At 57.0% G+C, this 16868-nt stretch carries 18 protein-coding genes; 7 read left to right on the top strand and 11 right to left on the bottom strand.

The features are described 5' to 3' along the window. Nucleotides 1-265 precede the first annotated feature (265 nt). Together nrdD and nrdG are read left to right on the top strand one after the other, a co-directional pair. Complete coding sequence (nrdD, locus tag AB3U87_RS14905; protein ID WP_394149554.1) at nt 266-2401, top strand: anaerobic ribonucleoside-triphosphate reductase; 2136 nt, start codon at nt 266-268, stop codon at nt 2399-2401. After that, nucleotides 2398-2862 carry an anaerobic ribonucleoside-triphosphate reductase-activating protein gene (nrdG, locus tag AB3U87_RS14900; protein ID WP_253457959.1) on the top strand — a complete coding sequence of 155 codons (465 nt, stop codon included), beginning with the start codon at nt 2398-2400 and terminating at the stop codon, nt 2860-2862. Before nrdD ends, nrdG begins: the two co-directional genes overlap by 4 nt. A 173-nt stretch (nt 2863-3035) precedes the next feature. On the opposite strand, the gene AB3U87_RS14895 is transcribed toward nrdG, so the two are convergent. Further along, nucleotides 3036-3665 (bottom strand): NAD(P)H-binding protein, encoded by a 630-nt coding sequence (locus tag AB3U87_RS14895; RefSeq protein WP_301729959.1) that lies wholly within the window; start codon nt 3663-3665, stop codon nt 3036-3038. A 166-nt stretch (nt 3666-3831) separates the two neighbouring features. Between AB3U87_RS14895 and AB3U87_RS14890 the strand changes: the two genes are divergently transcribed. Next, on the top strand, nt 3832-4353 hold the full coding sequence (locus AB3U87_RS14890; RefSeq protein ID WP_125287129.1) for a type 1 glutamine amidotransferase domain-containing protein: 522 nt from the start codon (nt 3832-3834) through the stop codon (nt 4351-4353). Between the two features lie 31 nt (nt 4354-4384). Here the strand turns inward: AB3U87_RS14890 and AB3U87_RS14885 are convergent, their stop codons facing one another. After that, nucleotides 4385-4813 (bottom strand): YhbP family protein, encoded by a 429-nt coding sequence (locus AB3U87_RS14885; protein ID WP_253457955.1) that lies wholly within the window; start codon nt 4811-4813, stop codon nt 4385-4387. An 89-nt stretch (nt 4814-4902) separates the two neighbouring features. On the opposite strand from AB3U87_RS14885, the gene AB3U87_RS14880 reads away from it, so the two are divergent. Then, complete coding sequence (locus AB3U87_RS14880) at nt 4903-5208, top strand: GIY-YIG nuclease family protein (protein ID WP_253457952.1); 306 nt, start codon at nt 4903-4905, stop codon at nt 5206-5208. Here the strand turns inward: AB3U87_RS14880 and AB3U87_RS14875 are convergent. Then, the gene (locus AB3U87_RS14875; RefSeq protein ID WP_253457949.1) at nt 5195-5698 is read right to left on the bottom strand and encodes a GNAT family N-acetyltransferase; all 504 of its coding nucleotides are present in this window, start codon (nt 5696-5698) and stop codon (nt 5195-5197) included. The two genes, AB3U87_RS14880 and AB3U87_RS14875, sit on opposite strands and share 14 nt — an antisense overlap. Continuing rightward, the gene (gene ubiT, locus AB3U87_RS14870) at nt 5692-6219 is read right to left on the bottom strand and encodes a ubiquinone anaerobic biosynthesis accessory factor UbiT (RefSeq protein WP_394149550.1); all 528 of its coding nucleotides are present in this window, start codon (nt 6217-6219) and stop codon (nt 5692-5694) included. Before ubiT ends, AB3U87_RS14875 begins: the two co-directional genes overlap by 7 nt. 200 nt (nt 6220-6419) lie before the next feature. On the opposite strand from ubiT, the gene ubiU reads away from it, so the two are divergent. The 3 genes from ubiU to AB3U87_RS14855 all read left to right on the top strand — a co-directional run bounded on the left by ubiU (nt 6420) and on the right by AB3U87_RS14855 (nt 9477). Further along, nucleotides 6420-7415, top strand: coding sequence for a ubiquinone anaerobic biosynthesis protein UbiU (gene ubiU, locus AB3U87_RS14865; RefSeq protein ID WP_394149548.1), 996 nt, complete (start codon nt 6420-6422; stop codon nt 7413-7415). Nucleotides 7416-7423: 8 nt separating this feature from the next. Beyond that, complete coding sequence (locus tag AB3U87_RS14860; protein ID WP_253457941.1) at nt 7424-8302, top strand: U32 family peptidase; 879 nt, start codon at nt 7424-7426, stop codon at nt 8300-8302. A 167-nt stretch (nt 8303-8469) separates the two neighbouring features. Then, nucleotides 8470-9477 (top strand): luciferase-like monooxygenase, encoded by a 1008-nt coding sequence (locus AB3U87_RS14855; protein ID WP_394149546.1) that lies wholly within the window; start codon nt 8470-8472, stop codon nt 9475-9477. 148 nt (nt 9478-9625) lie between these two features. Here the strand turns inward: AB3U87_RS14855 and AB3U87_RS14850 are convergent, their stop codons facing one another. The 7 genes from AB3U87_RS14850 to rbfA form a co-directional block, all read right to left on the bottom strand. Next, entirely contained in the window at nt 9626-11530 is a 1905-nt protein-coding gene (locus AB3U87_RS14850; RefSeq protein WP_253457935.1) for a DEAD/DEAH family ATP-dependent RNA helicase, read from the bottom strand. A gap of 16 nt (nt 11531-11546) precedes the next feature. After that, nucleotides 11547-11603, bottom strand: a complete 57-nt coding sequence (yrbN, locus tag AB3U87_RS14845; protein WP_106382000.1) for a protein YrbN — start codon at nt 11601-11603, stop codon at nt 11547-11549. Nucleotides 11604-11706: 103 nt separating this feature from the next. Continuing rightward, nucleotides 11707-12591 carry a lipoprotein NlpI gene (gene nlpI / locus AB3U87_RS14840; protein WP_253457932.1) on the bottom strand — a complete coding sequence of 295 codons (885 nt, stop codon included), beginning with the start codon at nt 12589-12591 and terminating at the stop codon, nt 11707-11709. Between the two features lie 124 nt (nt 12592-12715). Continuing rightward, entirely contained in the window at nt 12716-14842 is a 2127-nt protein-coding gene (gene pnp / locus AB3U87_RS14835; protein ID WP_253457929.1) for a polyribonucleotide nucleotidyltransferase, read from the bottom strand. A 301-nt stretch (nt 14843-15143) separates the two neighbouring features. Beyond that, entirely contained in the window at nt 15144-15413 is a 270-nt protein-coding gene (gene rpsO / locus AB3U87_RS14830; RefSeq protein WP_125287118.1) for a 30S ribosomal protein S15, read from the bottom strand. Between the two features lie 77 nt (nt 15414-15490). Then, on the bottom strand, nt 15491-16465 hold the full coding sequence (gene truB, locus AB3U87_RS14825) for a tRNA pseudouridine(55) synthase TruB (protein WP_394149542.1): 975 nt from the start codon (nt 16463-16465) through the stop codon (nt 15491-15493). Next, a complete protein-coding gene (rbfA, locus tag AB3U87_RS14820; protein ID WP_125287116.1) occupies nt 16465-16866 on the bottom strand; it encodes a 30S ribosome-binding factor RbfA in 402 nt (133 codons plus the stop codon). The genes truB and rbfA overlap by 1 nt, the downstream gene beginning before the upstream one ends. Nucleotides 16867-16868: the final 2 nt, after the last annotated feature.

Raw genomic sequence — 16868 nt, 5'->3', positions numbered from 1 at the left:
ATATGAAGTCCGGGCGGGTGATTGCAACTCCGGAAAAGCGCTGAACGTGCGAAAATCGATTAATCACGCTGCCTTCATCCTGCACAGAACGATTTTTGCGCGTTCGGAAAAATGGCCAGCGGCTTAAGTGTCTGACATTGCGTCACCCTTTTGCGATCTTTGTTCCAAATCAAAAACCAGGCGGTTAAATCGCAGGAAAGCACAACATATAGATACTATCATGCCACGCTATACCTATATGTAGATATTGAAACAGGGATACGCTATGGCTTCATTAGTGATTAAACGGGACGGCTGCCGCGCGCCTTTTGAGCAAGCACGCATTCTGGAGGCGATAAAAGGCGCGGCCAGCGCGGCGGCTATTCATGATGATGATTACTGCGCGCAGGTGACCGAACACATCTGTCGGCAGCTGACGCAGGAAGAAGTGGATATCCATGTTATTCAGAACGCCGTTGAAAACGCGCTGATGGCCGGCCCCTATCCCGCGCTGGCCCGAACCTATATAGAATATCGTCACGACCGCGATATTGCCCGCGAGCTGCGCGGCAAGCTGAATAAGGCGATCCGTGGGCTGGTCGAGCAAAGCAACCCGGCGCTGCTGAACGAAAACGCCAATAAAGACAGTAAAGTGATCCCCACGCAGCGCGATCTGCTGGCCGGTATCGTAGCCAAACACTATGCCACCCAGCATATCCTGCCGCGCGACGTGGTGTTGGCTCACGAGCGCGGCGAAATTCACTATCACGACCTGGACTACTCGCCCTTCTTCCCGATGTTCAACTGCATGCTGATCGATCTTAAAGGCATGCTGACCCAGGGCTTTAAGATGGGCAACGCCGAGATAGAGCCGCCTAAATCGATCTCGACCGCTACCGCCGTGACCGCGCAGATTATCGCTCAGGTCGCCAGCCATATTTACGGCGGCACCACCATTAACCGGATTGACGAGGTGCTGGCGCCTTTTGTCGAGGCAAGCCGGGAAAAACATCGGCAGGCGGCGCGTAAATGGCAAATTGCCGATGTGGAAGCCTACGCGCAGAGCTGCACGGAGAAGGAGTGCTTCGACGCCTTCCAGTCGCTGGAGTATGAGGTGAATACGCTGCATACCGCCAACGGCCAGACGCCTTTTGTGACCTTTGGCTTCGGCCTTGGCACCAGCTGGGCGGCGCGGCTGGTGCAGCAGTCCATTCTGCGCAACCGCATTGCCGGGCTGGGGAAAAACCATAAAACGGCGGTGTTCCCCAAGCTGGTCTTCGCCATCAAAGAGGGGCTGAACCGCTCGCCGGGCGACGCCAATTACGATATCAAACAGCTGGCGCTGGAGTGCGCCAGCAAGCGCATGTATCCCGATATCCTTAATTATGAGCAGGTGGTGAAAGTGACCGGCTCGTTTAAAACGCCGATGGGCTGCCGCAGCTTCCTGGGCGTATGGGAAGAGAACGGCGAGCAGGTGCATGAAGGACGGAATAATATCGGCGTGATCAGCCTGAATCTGCCGCGCATCGCGCTGGAGGCGGCGGGTGATGAAGCTCGCTTTTGGGATCTGCTGGACAGCCGTCTGCGGCTGGCAAAAAAAGCGCTGATGACCCGTATCGCCAGGCTGGAAAACGTCAAGGCGCGCGTGGCACCGATCCTCTATATGGAAGGCGCCTGCGGCGTGCGGCTGAAGGCAGACGATAACGTGGCGGATATATTCAGGCACGGGCGGGCTTCGATCTCGCTGGGCTATATCGGCATTCATGAAACCATTAACGCCCTGAGCGGCGGCAAAACCCATCTTTACGATGATGCGGAGCTGCGGCGCAAGGCGCTGGCTATCGTCAGCCGCCTGCGCGAAACGGTCGAGGCCTGGAAAGAGGAAACCGGCTACGGCTTCAGCCTTTACAGCACGCCAAGCGAGAACCTGTGCGACCGCTTCTGCCGTCTGGATCGCGCGCAGTTCGGCATCGTCAAAGGCGTGACCGACAAAGGCTACTACACCAACAGCTTTCATCTTGACGTCGAGAAGAAGGTTAACCCCTACGACAAAATCGATTTCGAAGCGGCCTATCCGCCGCTCGCCAACGGCGGTTTTATCTGTTACGGCGAATATCCCAATATCCAGCATAACCTGAAGGCGCTGGAGGATGTCTGGGACTACAGCTACAGCCGCGTGCCCTATTACGGCACCAATACCCCGATCGACGAATGCTACGAGTGCGGCTTTACCGGCGAGTTTGACTGCACCAGCAAGGGCTTTACCTGCCCCAAATGCGGCAACCACGATCCTGAACGCGTTTCCGTCACCCGGCGCGTCTGCGGCTATCTGGGCAGCCCGGACGCGCGGCCGTTTAACGCCGGCAAGCAGGAGGAAGTGAAGCGCCGCGTTAAGCATCTGGCCGCAGGCCAGCTGGGGTGAATATTCATCAATATTACCCGGTCGATATCGTTAACGGGCCGGGTACGCGCTGCACGCTGTTCGTGGCCGGCTGCGAGCACCAGTGCGTCGGCTGCTATAACAAAAGCACCTGGCGGCTCTATTCCGGCTATCCCTTTACCGTGCAAATGGAAGAGCAGCTGATTGCCGATCTGAACGATACGCGCATCCCGCGCCAGGGTCTGTCGCTGTCGGGCGGCGATCCGCTGCATCCGGCTAACGTGGCCGATATTTACCGGCTGGTACAACGGGTGCGTCGCGACTGTGCGGGAAAAGATATCTGGCTGTGGACGGGCTACTGTCTGGCGGAGCTGAGCGCAGAGCAGCGCCGTGTGGTAGAGCTGCTCGACGTGCTGGTGGACGGTAAATTTATTGAGGCGCTGCGCGATCCGGCGCTGCGCTGGCGAGGCAGCAGCAATCAGGTTATCCACTATCTGCGCTAAGGACGGCGCGGCTTGCTTATCCCGTTCGCCTTTCCCGGCACGGCTAAATCTTATTTACCGACGCGGGCGGGACGCTGTAAATATCGAACTGACCGCTCCATGCGGAGCAGCTACTCACAGTGTTTGCAGATCGCTGACGCAGCGGTCACATTACTATGCCGTTTCGGTCGCGCTTACCGCGCGTGCGGGATCGCTGACGACTCGATGACGGTGACCTCCTGCCGTGCTGGCGCAAAAGCTTCGCGCAGCATCACGGCGGCGACGTCTCTGGCGGCAACGGCGCGCCAGTTGCCCGGCAGCAGACGAAACAGCGGCGCCATCAGCGACTCGCCCGCGCGGCTGTTTTCTCTTTCGCCCAGCAGCAGCGACGGCCGGATTAAGGTCAGGCGCGGCCAGCCCTGCTTTTGCAGCGCGTTCTCCATCTCGCCCTTCACCCGATTGTAGAAGAAAGGCGAATGCATATTTGCGCCATGCGCGCTGACCACCAGCAGATGTTTGGCGCCGAGCCGCTGACCGGCAATGGCCGTATCCACCACCAGCGCATAGTCGACGTGGATAAAGGCCGCCTTGCTGCCCGCCTCGCGCCGCGTGGTGCCCAAACAGCAAAAGACAATATCCAGCGGCGTTTGCAGCGGGCCCAGCACGTCGGTGAGATCGGCCTCCACCAGGTTAGTTACCTTGTTCATCTCCGGCAGCTTACGTCTTGTTGGCGCCACGATCTCGCTGACGCGCGGATCGTCAATCAGCAGGCGCAGAAGATGTTGTCCCACCAGGCCGGTCGCACCGGTAATCAGTACTCTCATCCGTTTCTCCTTTTTACTGAGTGTAGCCTTCGCCTCCCAAAGCGGTTAGCGGCAGCTAACTCCCCCCTGTAATCAGTAACATGCAGCGCATTACTTCGACGCGGCTTGATTTTTCAGTGTTTTCAACCAGGCTTAACTGACTTCACAATAATAACCGGAGGAAAAGATGAGCAAGAAGATTGCTGTCCTGATCACTGATGAATTCGAAGACTCCGAATTTACTTCGCCAGCCGAAGCCTATACCAAAGCTGGCCACCAGGTTGTGACTATTGATAAAAAAGCGGGCGTCACCGTCACCGGCAAGCAGGGTAAAGCCCAGGTGAAGATCGATAAAGATATCGACCATGTAAACGTGGACGACTTCGACGCGCTGCTGCTGCCGGGCGGTCATTCGCCGGATAGCCTGCGCGGCGACGATCGCTTTGTAAACTTCACCAAAGCCTTTGTGGATGCCGGTAAGCCGATCTTCGCTATCTGCCACGGCCCACAGCTGCTGATTAGCGCCAACGCCACGCGAGGCCGCAAAATGACCTCGGTGAAGGCTATCGCTATCGATCTGAAAAATGCCGGTGCCGACTTCTACGACAAAGAAGTGGTGGTGGACAACGACAAGCTGGTCACCAGCCGTACGCCGGACGACCTGCCTGCGTTCAACCGTGAATCGCTGCGCATTCTCGAAACCGTTTGAGAGTAGCGGCCAGGTTCGCCTGGCCGTTCTTTTATTCCCGCCGCCAGCTCAGCTTTTTGCCAAATCCCAACGCGTTATCCACCATTTTCAGCTCGCTGACGGCAATTTCCCAAAGGGGCGCTGAAGCTGCCGCCGCGACCGGAAATCGTTTGATATAGGCCCTACGTGCTTTCTCTTCTGCCGCCCCCGTCAACAGGCTGACCTGCCCCGTATACTGCACGCCTTTGATTAACATCACCGACTTCGGCTGGCCGTTAATCGTGCCTGCAACCTGCGGATCGCGGACAAACTGGCTGCCGTGACGCGTTTTCTCCTCCGTCATCAGCCAGAACGCAACGTTCTCTGCATCAAAGACATAAAAACAGTTGGCGCACCAGACGGGGCTACCGCCGCACACCGACAGCACATGCTGCTTTTGTAAATAGCGGGTGATGGCCTGTAACGGCTCTGGTTCGGACATGATGACTCCCTGAAAACTACGCAAAAAACCTTTCGCGCCGTGCGCGAGCTGATAAACTTTCGGCCACGACTGGCGACGGGCAATAACGGATGGCAACACAGGCAACAGCGCCATGGCACCTTTATATCGTGCAGACAGCAGGCGGCGCGCTCTATACCGGCATTACTAATGATGTGCCGCGACGCTTTAAGCAGCATCAGGCGGGCACGGGCGCGAAGGCGCTGCGCGGCAAAGGGCCGCTGACGCTGCTGTTTCACTGCGAAGCGGGCGACCGCGCCAGCGCCTCCAGGCTGGAATACCGGATAAAGCAGCTGAAACGGCAGGAAAAAATCAGGCTGGTGACGCACCAGCCTGTTTCACTTGAAGCCTGGCTGACCGATCTTACTGGCGGTTAAACGGCGCCGCGAAATCGATCTGGCCTTCCACGCCGCTAAAAGCATCATCCGCCAGCTTGTAGACCTGGAAAGCGGCTTCACCGCCCTGCCAGCGGCAGCGTAGCTGATGGCGGGCGGCCGGTTCAAAACCGTAGCGCCCGTAATAGTCGGGATCGCCCACCACCACTACGGCGGCGTAGCCGAACTCGTTAAGCGTATCCAGCCCTTCGTAAATCAGCTGCTTGTCTAACGGCTGGTCGCGTACGCTTTCATCCACCACCAGCGGCGCCAGGCCTACCCACTGCTTGTCTTCGCCATTCAGGGTGACCGGGCTGAAGGCAGCATAGCCCAGCACCTGTCCTTCATCATCGGTCGCCACAATGCCCAGCGTCAGTAAGCCATCTTCACGCAGCTGCTGTACCAGCTCCGCCTCTGCGGAGGTAGGAAAGCTGCGGCGCAACAAACTGTCTATGCTGGCCGCATCGACGCCGATTTCCGTACGAATTAACATGTTACACCTGCGCGATCTGCTGTCGCAGCCGCGTCCTCAGTCAGTCCTGCCTCAATAAAATCAGCCAGCTGCATCAATCCGATTCGCAGCGGCTTCGGCATAGTCTCAAGCTCGATAGCATCCATCAGATTTTTGACTTCCAGCCCCAGCTCGGTATCGCCTTCAATCACCAGCCGACGCTGAAAAAATAGCGTATCCGGATCGCGCCGACGCGCCGCCACCAGCAGCAGGTCGTTGACGTCGCCGCGAAACCACACATCCGCCTCGGCCCGATCGGCCACCCGTAACGCGCCCTGCTCAACGGTGGTTGCCCAACTCAGCCCCAGATCGCGGATTTCAACACCTAACCAGTGCCCCTGCAAAAAGTTTAACTCACCTTCCGCCAGTGCATAGTGAAATTGCCAGCTCAGCAGCTGCTGCAAAAAATGTTTTTTAGCGGCAAAGGGGGCAAATTGTAGCGGCAGACGCAGCCACTGCGGGCCTTTGCGAACCAGCTGCACGCGTAACGGGTTAAGCACCATTATCACTCCTTCAGATAAAATTTCAGCTATTTTGCCATATTGCAGGATCCTGTAAGGCAGATGGATCAACAAAGTGCGCAAACCTTGCGGGCTTCGTCATAAAAATTATGGCGATCGTTACGCTTTTCACTGCCCTGCATCAAAAAATGGCACGGTGGAGAAGCGTAAACTTCTTTGTTCTCTTGCTTACGGGATCTTATATGGAACTGCTTTGTCCTGCCGGCAATCTACCGGCCCTGAAGGCGGCCATCGCCAGCGGCGCAGATGCTGTCTACGTTGGGCTGAAAGATGATACCAACGCCCGTCATTTCGCCGGCCTTAACTTCACGGCAAAACGGCTGGAAGAGGCCGCTCGCTACGTTCATCAGCATAGACGCAAACTGCATGTTGCGATTAATACTTTCGCCCATCCATCCGGCTATGCCCGCTGGGAAAACGCCATAGACAGCGCGGCCGACGCGGGCGTGGACGCACTGATCCTGGCCGATATCGCCATGCTGGAATACGCAGCAAGCCGCTATCCTCACATCGAGCGACACGTTTCCGTGCAGGCTTCGGCCACCAACAGCGAAGCGATAAAATTCTATCAGCGCCATTTTGACGTTGCGCGCGTGGTGCTGCCGCGCGTGCTTTCCGTGCATCAGGTTCGCCAGCTTGCCCGCACGTCGCCCGTGCCGCTGGAAGTGTTCGCTTTCGGCAGCCTGTGCATTATGGCCGAAGGTCGCTGCTACCTCTCTTCCTGGCTGACCGGCGAGTCGCCTAATACCGTAGGCGCCTGCTCGCCCGCCCGTTTTGTTCGCTGGCAGCAAACGCCAGACGGGCTGGAATCCCGCCTGAATAACGTGCTGATTGACCGCTACGGCGCTCAGGAAAACGCCGGCTACCCTACCCTGTGTAAAGGCCGTTATAAGGTGGAGCAGACGGCTTACCACACGCTGGAGGAGCCGACCAGCCTGAACACGCTTGAGCTGCTTCCCACGCTGCTGGGCATGAATATCGCCTCGGTGAAAATCGAAGGCCGTCAGCGCAGCCCGGCCTATGTGCAGCAGGTGACGCAAATCTGGCGACAGGCTATCGATCGCTGCAAGGCCGATCCGCAGAATTTTGCCGTGCAGCAGCACTGGATGTCCGCGCTCAGCGCCCTGAGCGAAGGGACGCAAACCACGCTGGGTGCTTATCATCGTCAATGGCAGTAGGAAAAATCATGAAGTATGCGTTAGGGCCGGTGCTTTGGTACTGGCCGAAAGAAGATCTGTACGCTTTCTACCAGGCCGCTGCCGCCAGCCAGGCGGACATTATCTATCTGGGCGAGGCGGTGTGCAGCAAACGCCGCGCCGTTAAATTTGCCGACTGGATGGCGCTGGCAAAAGAACTGGTCGGCGCGGGCAAGCAGGTTGCGTTAAGCACGCTGGCGCTGGTTGAGTCGCCTTCCGAGCTGACCGAGCTGAAGCGCTATGTCGATAACGGCGAATTTCTGATTGAAGCCAACGATATGGGCACGGTGCATATGGCCGCGGAAGCGGGCCTGCCTTTTGTCGCCGGTCATGCGCTGAACTGTTATAACGCCATGACGCTGCGCCTGCTGCATAAGCTGGGTATGGTGCGCTGGTGTATGCCGGTCGAGCTTTCGCGCGACTGGCTCTGCGCGCTGTTAGCCCAGTGCGAAGAGCTGGGGATCCGCGGCCGATTCGACGTAGAGGTGCTGGGGTACGGCTATCTGCCGTTGGCGCTCTCCGCCCGCTGCTTTACCGCCCGCGCCGAAGATCGCAGCAAAGACGATTGCCAGACCTGTTGTATTAACTACCCTCACGGCAGAGCGGTGCGCTCTCAGGAAGATCAGCAGGTGTTTGTGCTGAACGGTATCCAGACCATGAGCGGCTACTGCTATAATTTGGGGAACGATCTGGTTTCCATGCAGGGATTGGTGGACATTGTCCGTTTCTCACCGCAGGGAACCGACACGCTGGAAGTGATAAATGCCTTTCACGCTAATGAAACGGGCCATGCGCCGTTAACGCTGATTGACCAGCAGCACTGCAACGGCTACTGGCGGCAAATGGCCGGTCTGACGCTGGTGGAGTAACGCGCCGTCGGCCAGCCGCCATTTCGTTTAGCGCGGTAGAGGCACACTTATCTTTCTTCACGTCCCGGGCTCGCGTAAAGTGCTGCAAATTGCCAATCCGCTTCCCTGAAGATCGCTTAGGCTGTGTATTTGCGCAGGCGCGTAGCCTGGAAATAAAGTGAGCGATTATGTCTGATAAAAAAACTGCCTCTCTGTCCGTGCTCGATCTGGCCCCGATCCCTCAGGGCGCGACCGCGCGTGACGCTTTTCATACCTCGCTGGCGATGGCGCAGCAGGCGGAACAACTGGGTTTCAACCGCTACTGGCTGGCTGAACACCACAATATGACCGGCATCGCCAGCGCGGCGACGTCGGTGCTGATCGGCTATCTTGCCGCTAATACCAGCACGCTACGGCTCGGCTCTGGCGGCGTGATGCTGCCAAACCACGCGCCGCTGGTGATTGCCGAGCAGTTCGGTACGCTGGAATCTCTCTATCCGGGACGCATTGATTTAGGCCTGGGACGCGCGCCCGGCTCCGATCAGCGCACCATGATGGCGCTGCGTCGGCATATGGGCGGTCACGTGGATAACTTCCCGGCCGACGTGGTGGAGATAGTCGGCTGGTTCGACGCTGAACAGGGCGAGGCGCCTGCCGTTCAGCCGGTGCCGGGCCTGGGCCTGAAAATCCCCGTCTGGCTGCTTGGCTCCAGCCTTTACAGCGCCCAACTCGCGGCGAAGCTGGGCCTGCCGTTCGCTTTCGCCTCGCATTTTGCGCCCGAGATGCTGTTCCAGGCGCTTCACCTTTATCGCGAAAACTTTAAGCCTTCGGCTCGCCTGGCGCAGCCGCACGCGATGGTTTGCGTTAACGTGGTCGCCGCCGACAGCGAGCGCGATGCCCGTTTCCTGTTTACCTCCATGCAGCAGCAGTTCGTCAATCTGCGGCGCGGTCAGCCGGGCCCGCTGCCTGCGCCGGTGGAAAATATGGATAACCTGTGGTCGCCTTCCGAGCAGTATGGCGTGCAGCAGGCGTTAAGCATGTCGATTGTCGGCGATCTGGATAAAGTGCGTCACGGCCTGTCTGCACTGATGCGGGAAACCCAGGCGGATGAAATCATGGTAAACGGCCAGATTTTTGATAAAGAGGCGCGGCTGCGCTCGTTTGCGCTGGCCATGGAAGCCTACCGCTCGCTGTAACAAAAATGGCGGGGGAAGCCATTCCCTCGCCCGCTGTTAAAACGATTCCCGCCTGACGTACTCGCCCCGCTGCAACTATTCGCTTTCTTAAAGGCAAAAAAAATGCCGGTCACTTTTCAGTGACCGGCATCAGACTGGCTAGCAGTGATTAGGCATCACGACGACGAGTCGGCGCTGCGCCGTCTTCACGACGTGGCGCACGACCGTCACGGCTGAAGCCGCCCGGACGACGCTCGCCGCTACCGCTGCGCTCGTTGCTGAAACGACGACCGCCTTCGCTACGTCCGCCTTCGCTACGCGCGCCGCCGAAACCGCCGCGACCTGGCGCACCGCTACCGCGACGCTCACCGCCACGATCGTTGCTGCGAGGCTGCGCATCACCAATCAGCTGCATATTCATCGGCTTGTTCAGAATACGCGTGCGGGTGAAATGAGACAGAATGTCGCCCGGCATGCCTTTTGGCAGTTCGATAGTTGAGTGCGTACCAAACAGCTTGATGTTGCCGATGTAGCGGCTGCTGATATCGCCTTCGTTAGCGATAGCGCCAACGATATGACGAACTTCAACGCCGTCATCACGACCCACTTCGATACGGTAAACTTCCATATCGCCAACGTCACGACGCTCACGACGTGGACGATCGCCATCACGGGCTTCGCGAGGACCACGGTCCGGACGGTCGCCGCGACGATCGTCACGCTCTTTGAACTCACGACGCGGACGTGGAGCCGGATCTGCCGGTACGATCAGCGGACGTTCGCCCTGCGCCATTTTCAGCAGCGCGGCAGCCAGCGTTTCGATATCCAGCTCTTCTTCCGCAGGCTGCATTTTGCTCAGCAGCGCACGGTACTGTTCCAGATCGCTGCTTTCCAGCTGCTGCTGAACTTTAGCGGCAAACTTGGCCAGACGACGCTGACCCAGCAGCTCTGCGTTTGGCAGCTCTACTTCAGGAATAGTCAGCTTCATGGTGCGTTCGATGTTACGCAGCAGACGACGCTCACGGTTCTCAACGAACAGCAGCGCACGGCCGGCACGACCTGCACGACCGGTACGGCCGATACGGTGAACGTAAGATTCGGCATCCATTGGGATGTCGTAGTTCACAACCAGGCTGATACGCTCAACATCCAGACCACGTGCCGCTACGTCGGTAGCGATCAGAATATCCAGACGGCCGTCTTTCAGACGCTCCAGGGTCTGCTCACGCAGCGCCTGATTCATATCGCCGTTCAGGGCCGCACTGTTATAACCGCTGCGCTCCAGCGCTTCGGCCACTTCCAGCGTGGCGTTTTTGGTGCGCACGAAGATAATCGCCGCATCAAAATCTTCCGACTCCAGGAAGCGTACCAGCGCGTCGGTCTTACGACCGTAAGCGGTCCAGTAGCTCTGGCTGATATCAGGACGCGTGGTCAGGCTTGACTGAATACGCACTTCCTGTGGATCTTTCATGAAGCGTTTGGTGATACGACGAATCGCTTCTGGCATGGTGGCAGAGAACAGCGCGGTCTGATGATCGGCCGGGATCTGCGCCATAATCGTTTCAACGTCTTCGATGAAGCCCATACGCAGCATTTCATCGGCTTCGTCCAGCACCAGGCCGCGCAGGTTAGAAAGGTCTAACGTGCCGCGTTTCAGGTGGTCCAGCAGACGACCAGGCGTACCCACAACAACCTGTGGACCCTGGCGCAGCGCACGCAGCTGTACGTCGTAACGCTGGCCGCCGTAAAGGGCCACTACGTTAAGACCGCGCATGTGTTTAGAGAATTCAGTTACGGCTTCCGCAACCTGAACCGCCAACTCACGAGTTGGCGCCAGCACCAGGATTTGTGGCGCTTTCAGGTTGCTGTCAATGTTGTGTAGCAGTGGCAGCGAGAACGCTGCGGTTTTGCCGCTACCGGTCTGTGCCATACCCAATACGTCACGGCCCGCCAGCAGATGTGGGATACACTCTGCCTGGATCGGAGATGGCTTAACATAGCCCATGCCGTTAAGTGATTCGAGGATGGATTCGTTCAGACCCAGGTCAGCAAAAGTGGTTTCAATTTCAGTCATGTAGTACACGTGCCTCTTAGATTGCGGCGGCCAGTCTACATAACTCGTCGTGAAAACATTCAGTCATTTTCATCAAAAAGTGTGAACCGGCTCAAATTAGTGGTTTCGACGAACAAGAAAGCCCTCACCCGTGAAGATGATGACATTTCAAAAATCAGGCAAAAAAAGTTCGTCAGCTATTGCTGGTCAGATTCTGATAAATCGTCTTGTGTCTGGCCGAGTAGCGCCAGCTCCAACAATGCATATCGGTGCTCAACAAAGTTATGGACGTTGTTGGCAACCGTCAGCTTGAACAACGCTTCTGCGTTGTCCTTCTCCCCCAGACTTAGGTAGTGCTTACCTAAATAGAAGTTGGTTTCACTGAGATGTTCAGCGAGCGAGGTGTTATCCGTTGCGTCCGCCTTGAGCCTCTCCATCAGCGTTTTTTCGCTGATACGGCCCAGGTAGAACTCGACAATATTCCATCCCCATTGGTCTCTGTCCGCCTTATCGTAACGCTGCTTCAGCGCCACTTCTGCCTTGTCGGCGCTCATCTCACGTTCATCGAGATAGAGCCACAGGCTGCGGAAAGGATCGTTAGGATCGTCTTGATAAAACGCCAGCAGATCATCTTGCGCTAGTTTAAATCTTCCACCGTAGTAGAGTGCGATTCCGCGATTTAAACGCGCGTAATTGTAAGTTGGATCAAGCTCAAGTACAGAATCAAACGCTTCGTAGGCAGCATCAAAATTGCCTGCCTGCGTCAGATATATGCCTAAGTAATTGAATACTTCCGGCATATCCGGCCTGACAGACAGCGCTTGTGAAAAATCATTTCGCGCCAGTGCTCTCAAACCTAAACTATCATACAACACTCCGCGCTCATATAACAGCTGTGCGCGTTCATCATCGGTTAATGCCCGACTGGCAAGTATTTGTTCCATGCGCGCCAGGATCACTTCCTGCTGCAACGTAGGCTGTAGCGGAACAGCCAAAACCTCGTTGTTACGCCAATCCGGGTTGCTGCATCCTGCCAGCGTTAAAGCTGTCGCAACGAAACACCAGCGCAAAAAAGGCTTCATTCACCACTCCCAAATACAAACAATGGGATGATCATCCTTTCATCCGCCTGCCGTGCACAAGGTGTCGTCCTGTCCTCGCGATGGAACAGCTCTTCGCGTCGCCGCGAAGAGCTTAGTGTGCTGCTTATTCTGCTGAAGCTTCTGGCGCAGGCGCCGCAGCCGCTTCCGGCTCGGCCGCTTCCTTGATGCTCAGGCGCACGCGGCCCTGACGATCAACTTCCAGAACTTTCACCGGGACTTCCTGACCCATCTGCAGATAGTCAGTGACTTTCTCAACGCGCTTGTCGGCGATTTGAGAAATGTGCACCAGACCTTCTTTACCGCCGCCGATAGCGACGAAGGCGCCGAAGTCGACGATGCGGGTCACTTTACCGTTGTAAATGCGGCCCACTTCGATTTCTGCCGTGATCTCTTCGATACGGCGGATAGCGAACTTCGCTTTGTCACCGTCGGTCGCAGCGATTTTCACGGTACCGTCATCTTCGATTTCGATGGTGGTGCCGGTCTCTTCGGTCAGCGCACGAATAACAGAACCGCCTTTACCGATCACGTCTTTGATCTTGTCCGGGCTGATCTTGATGGTATGGATGCGCGGAGCAAACTGCGAGATATCGCCGCGTGGCGTGCTGATAGCCTGTTCCATTACGCCCAGGATATGCAGACGCGCGCCTTTAGCCTGGTTCAGCGCCACCTGCATGATTTCGCGGGTGATGCCTTCGATTTTGATGTCCATCTGCAGCGCGGTAATGCCTTCACGGCTACCGGCTACTTTGAAGTCCATGTCGCCCAGGTGATCTTCATCGCCCAGGATATCTGACAGCACAACAAAGTTATCGTTGTCTTTAACCAGACCCATCGCGATACCGGCTACGGCCGCTTTGATCGGCACGCCCGCGTCCATCAGCGCCAGTGAAGCGCCGCATACGGAAGCCATAGACGATGAACCGTTGGATTCGGTGATTTCTGACACTACACGTACGGTGTACGGGAACGCGTCGCCTTTCGGCATTACGGCCAGCACGCCGCGCTTCGCCAGACGACCGTGACCAATTTCACGACGCTTAGGCGAGCCAACCATACCGGTTTCACCCACGGAGTACGGAGGGAAGTTGTAGTGGAACAGGAAGTTGTCGGTGCGTTCACCCATCAACTCGTCCAGGTTCTGTGCGTCACGCGCGGTGCCCAGCGTCGCCGTTACCAGCGCCTGAGTTTCGCCACGGGTAAACAGCGCGGAGCCGTGAGTACGCGGCAGCACGCCGGTGCGCACGTCCAGACCACGGATCATATCTTTTTCACGACCGTCGATACGCGGCTCACCACGCAGAATGCGGCTACGCACCACGTTCTTTTCCAGACCGTGCAGGATATCGCTGATTTCGCCTTCGTCCAGGCTTGCGTCTTCCGCCAGCAGCGCCGCTGTGGTTTCAGATTTGATCACGTCAACCTGAGCGTAACGCTCCTGTTTTTCGGTGATGCGGTAAGCGTCGCTCAGACGGGATTCGGCCAGCGCGGCGATGCGGCTGTTCAGCGCTTCGTTAACCGCTTCCGGCTGCCATTCCCAGCGAGGTTTGCCCGCTTCGGCAACCAGTGCCTTAATGTTTTCGATAACAACCTGCTGCTGCTCGTGGCCAAATACCACGGCGCCCAGCATCTGATCTTCGCTCAGCAGTTCCGCTTCGGATTCCACCATCAGCACGGCACCTTCGGTACCAGCAACAACCAGATCCAGCTTGCTTTCTTTCAGCTCGTCGGTGGTTGGGTTCAGCACGTACTGGTCGTTGATGTAACCCACGCGGGCAGAGCCGATTGGGCCGTTGAAAGGAATACCGGACAGGCTCAGCGCGGCAGAAGCGCCGATCATCGCTACGATATCAGGGTTAACCTGTGGGTTAACGGAAACCACGGTGGCAATCACCTGGACTTCGTTAACAAAACCTTCCGGGAACAGCGGACGAAGCGGGCGGTCAATCAGACGCGCAATCAGCGTTTCGCCTTCGCTTGGACGGCCTTCACGACGGAAGAAGCTGCCCGGGATACGACCAGCAGCGTAGGTACGCTCCTGATAGTTGATGGTCAGAGGGAAAAAGTCCTGACCCGGCTTGGCTTTTTTCTGGCCAACTACGGTTACAAATACAGCGGTGTCGTCCATGCTGACCATAACGGCAGCGGTGGCCTGACGAGCCATCATACCGGTTTCAAGCGTGACGGTATGCTGACCATACTGGAATTTTTTTACGATCGGATTCAGCAAAATAATGTCCTTAACGTTCCTGGCAAGAGCTTTCTCCTGCCGTGACTCTTAAATCTTCATTGCATCCTCGCGACTAATGACAACCCTAATCCCTTATGGGACAAAGCCTCTCATTAGCCGCGCGAATCTCTGCAACTGAAGATCACACTCAGCAACAATACAATAGTTTGGCCTGGATTGCTGCCGCCCGACTGAAAAAAGGGGCCATAAAGGCCCCTTTTTAGCGAAACTCGCACAAATCTGCCTTTTTCCCCCTTTTCCTTCGTCGGACGACGAAAGCGAGGAGAGCAGACTGTAAGACTTAGCGACGCAGACCCAGACGCTCGATCAGGCTGGTGTAACGTGCAACGTCTTTACGCTTCAGGTAATCCAGCAGCTTACGACGCTGTGAAACCATGCGCAGCAGACCGCGACGGCTGTGGTGGTCTTTTTTGTGCTCAGAGAAGTGACCCTGCAGATGGTTAATCTGAGCGGTCAGCAGAGCAACCTGAACTTCGGTAGAACCACTGTCGTTAGCATCACGGCCGTAATCAGCAACGATCTGCGCTTTGTTTTCTGCACTTAGAGACATTTTACTACTCCAAATTTTAAGATAAATGTACAGGCGCCGATCTCTAATTCAGCCACCCAATGTAAAGCCGCGCCATTCTACTCTGAGCCTGAGGCTTTCGCAAATGATGCATCGGAATATTCTACAACCAGCCGACGCGGCGCAACGCGGCCATCTTCCGCCACTTCCGCCATGCCGATAAACTGACGCGCCTCGCCTTCCGTGACGCGCACCAGCCCCGAGTCCGGCACGTTCGCCGCATGCACCGGCATGCCCTGTTTAAAGTAAGCCGCCGCGCTGACAGGCAGGTTTACCTCAGGATAAGCCGCCGCCGGGCTGTCCATCGGCATCAGCAACGGGTCGAGCAGCTCTGCCGCCGGACGCTCGTTACGCGCGGCCTCTTCGCTAAGTGCCTGCAGCTGCTCCAGCGTGACCATTGCGTCGATCGGATAGGTCGCGACCTGCAAACGACGCAGGAAAATCACGTGCGCACCGCAGCCCAGCATTTCGCCTAAATCGTCCGTAATGGTGCGGATGTAAGTGCCTTTTGAGCAGTGGATTTCCAGCTCCAGCTCGTCGCCTTCAAGGCGAATAAATTTTAGTTCGTAAACGGTAATGCTGCGTGCTTCACGCGGAACTTCAATGCCTTCACGCGCATATTCATAGAGCTTGCGCCCCTGATACTTGAGCGCCGAATACATTGACGGCACCTGCTGCGTTTCGCCACGAAAGCTATCCAGCGCGGCGTCAAGCTGCGCCTGCGTGAAGTTCACCGGCCGTTCGCTGATGATCTGACCGTCCGCATCCGAAGTATCGGTACGCTGGCCTAACCGCGCGATCACGCGATAGCGCTTGTCGGAATCGAGCAGATAGCGGGAAAACTTCGTCGCTTCGCCCAGGCATATTGGCAGCATACCGGTCGCCAGCGGATCGAGCGCGCCCGTATGGCCCGCGCGGTTGGCGTTAAACAGCCGCTTAACTTTTTGCAGCGCGTCGTTAGACGACAGGCCGCCGGGCTTGTCCAGCAGCAGGACACCGTGAATATCGCGTCCGCGACGACGAGGACGACTCATTACTCCTCCTTGTCGTCTTCCGCAGGGCCACGGCGCTCGGCGTCGTTGCGAACCACGTTAGTGACAAGGTTAGACATGCGCATCCCTTCAACCAGCGAGTTGTCGTAGAAGAAGGTCAGTTCAGGCACGATACGCAGGCGCATCGCTTTGCCCAGCAGGGAGCGGATATAGCCGGAAGCGTCGCCCAGCGCGCGCAGGCCGCCTTTGATGGCGTCTTCGTCTTTATCGTTTAAAAAGGTAACGAACACTTTTGCATAGGCCAGGTCGCGGGAGACTTCCACGCCGGAAACCGTGACCATCATGCCCAGACGCGGATCTTTGATCTCACGCTGTAAAATAATCGCGATCTCTTTCTGCAGTTCCTGGGAGACGCGCTGCGGGCGACCGAATTCTTTCGCCATAA

It is taken from the genome of Erwinia plantamica (genome assembly GCF_043420595.1).
GTDB lineage: Bacteria > Pseudomonadota > Gammaproteobacteria > Enterobacterales > Enterobacteriaceae > Erwinia > Erwinia aeris.
The sequence above is the reverse complement of the archived record's forward strand: the minus strand, read 5'-3'. Positions and strand labels throughout refer to the sequence as shown.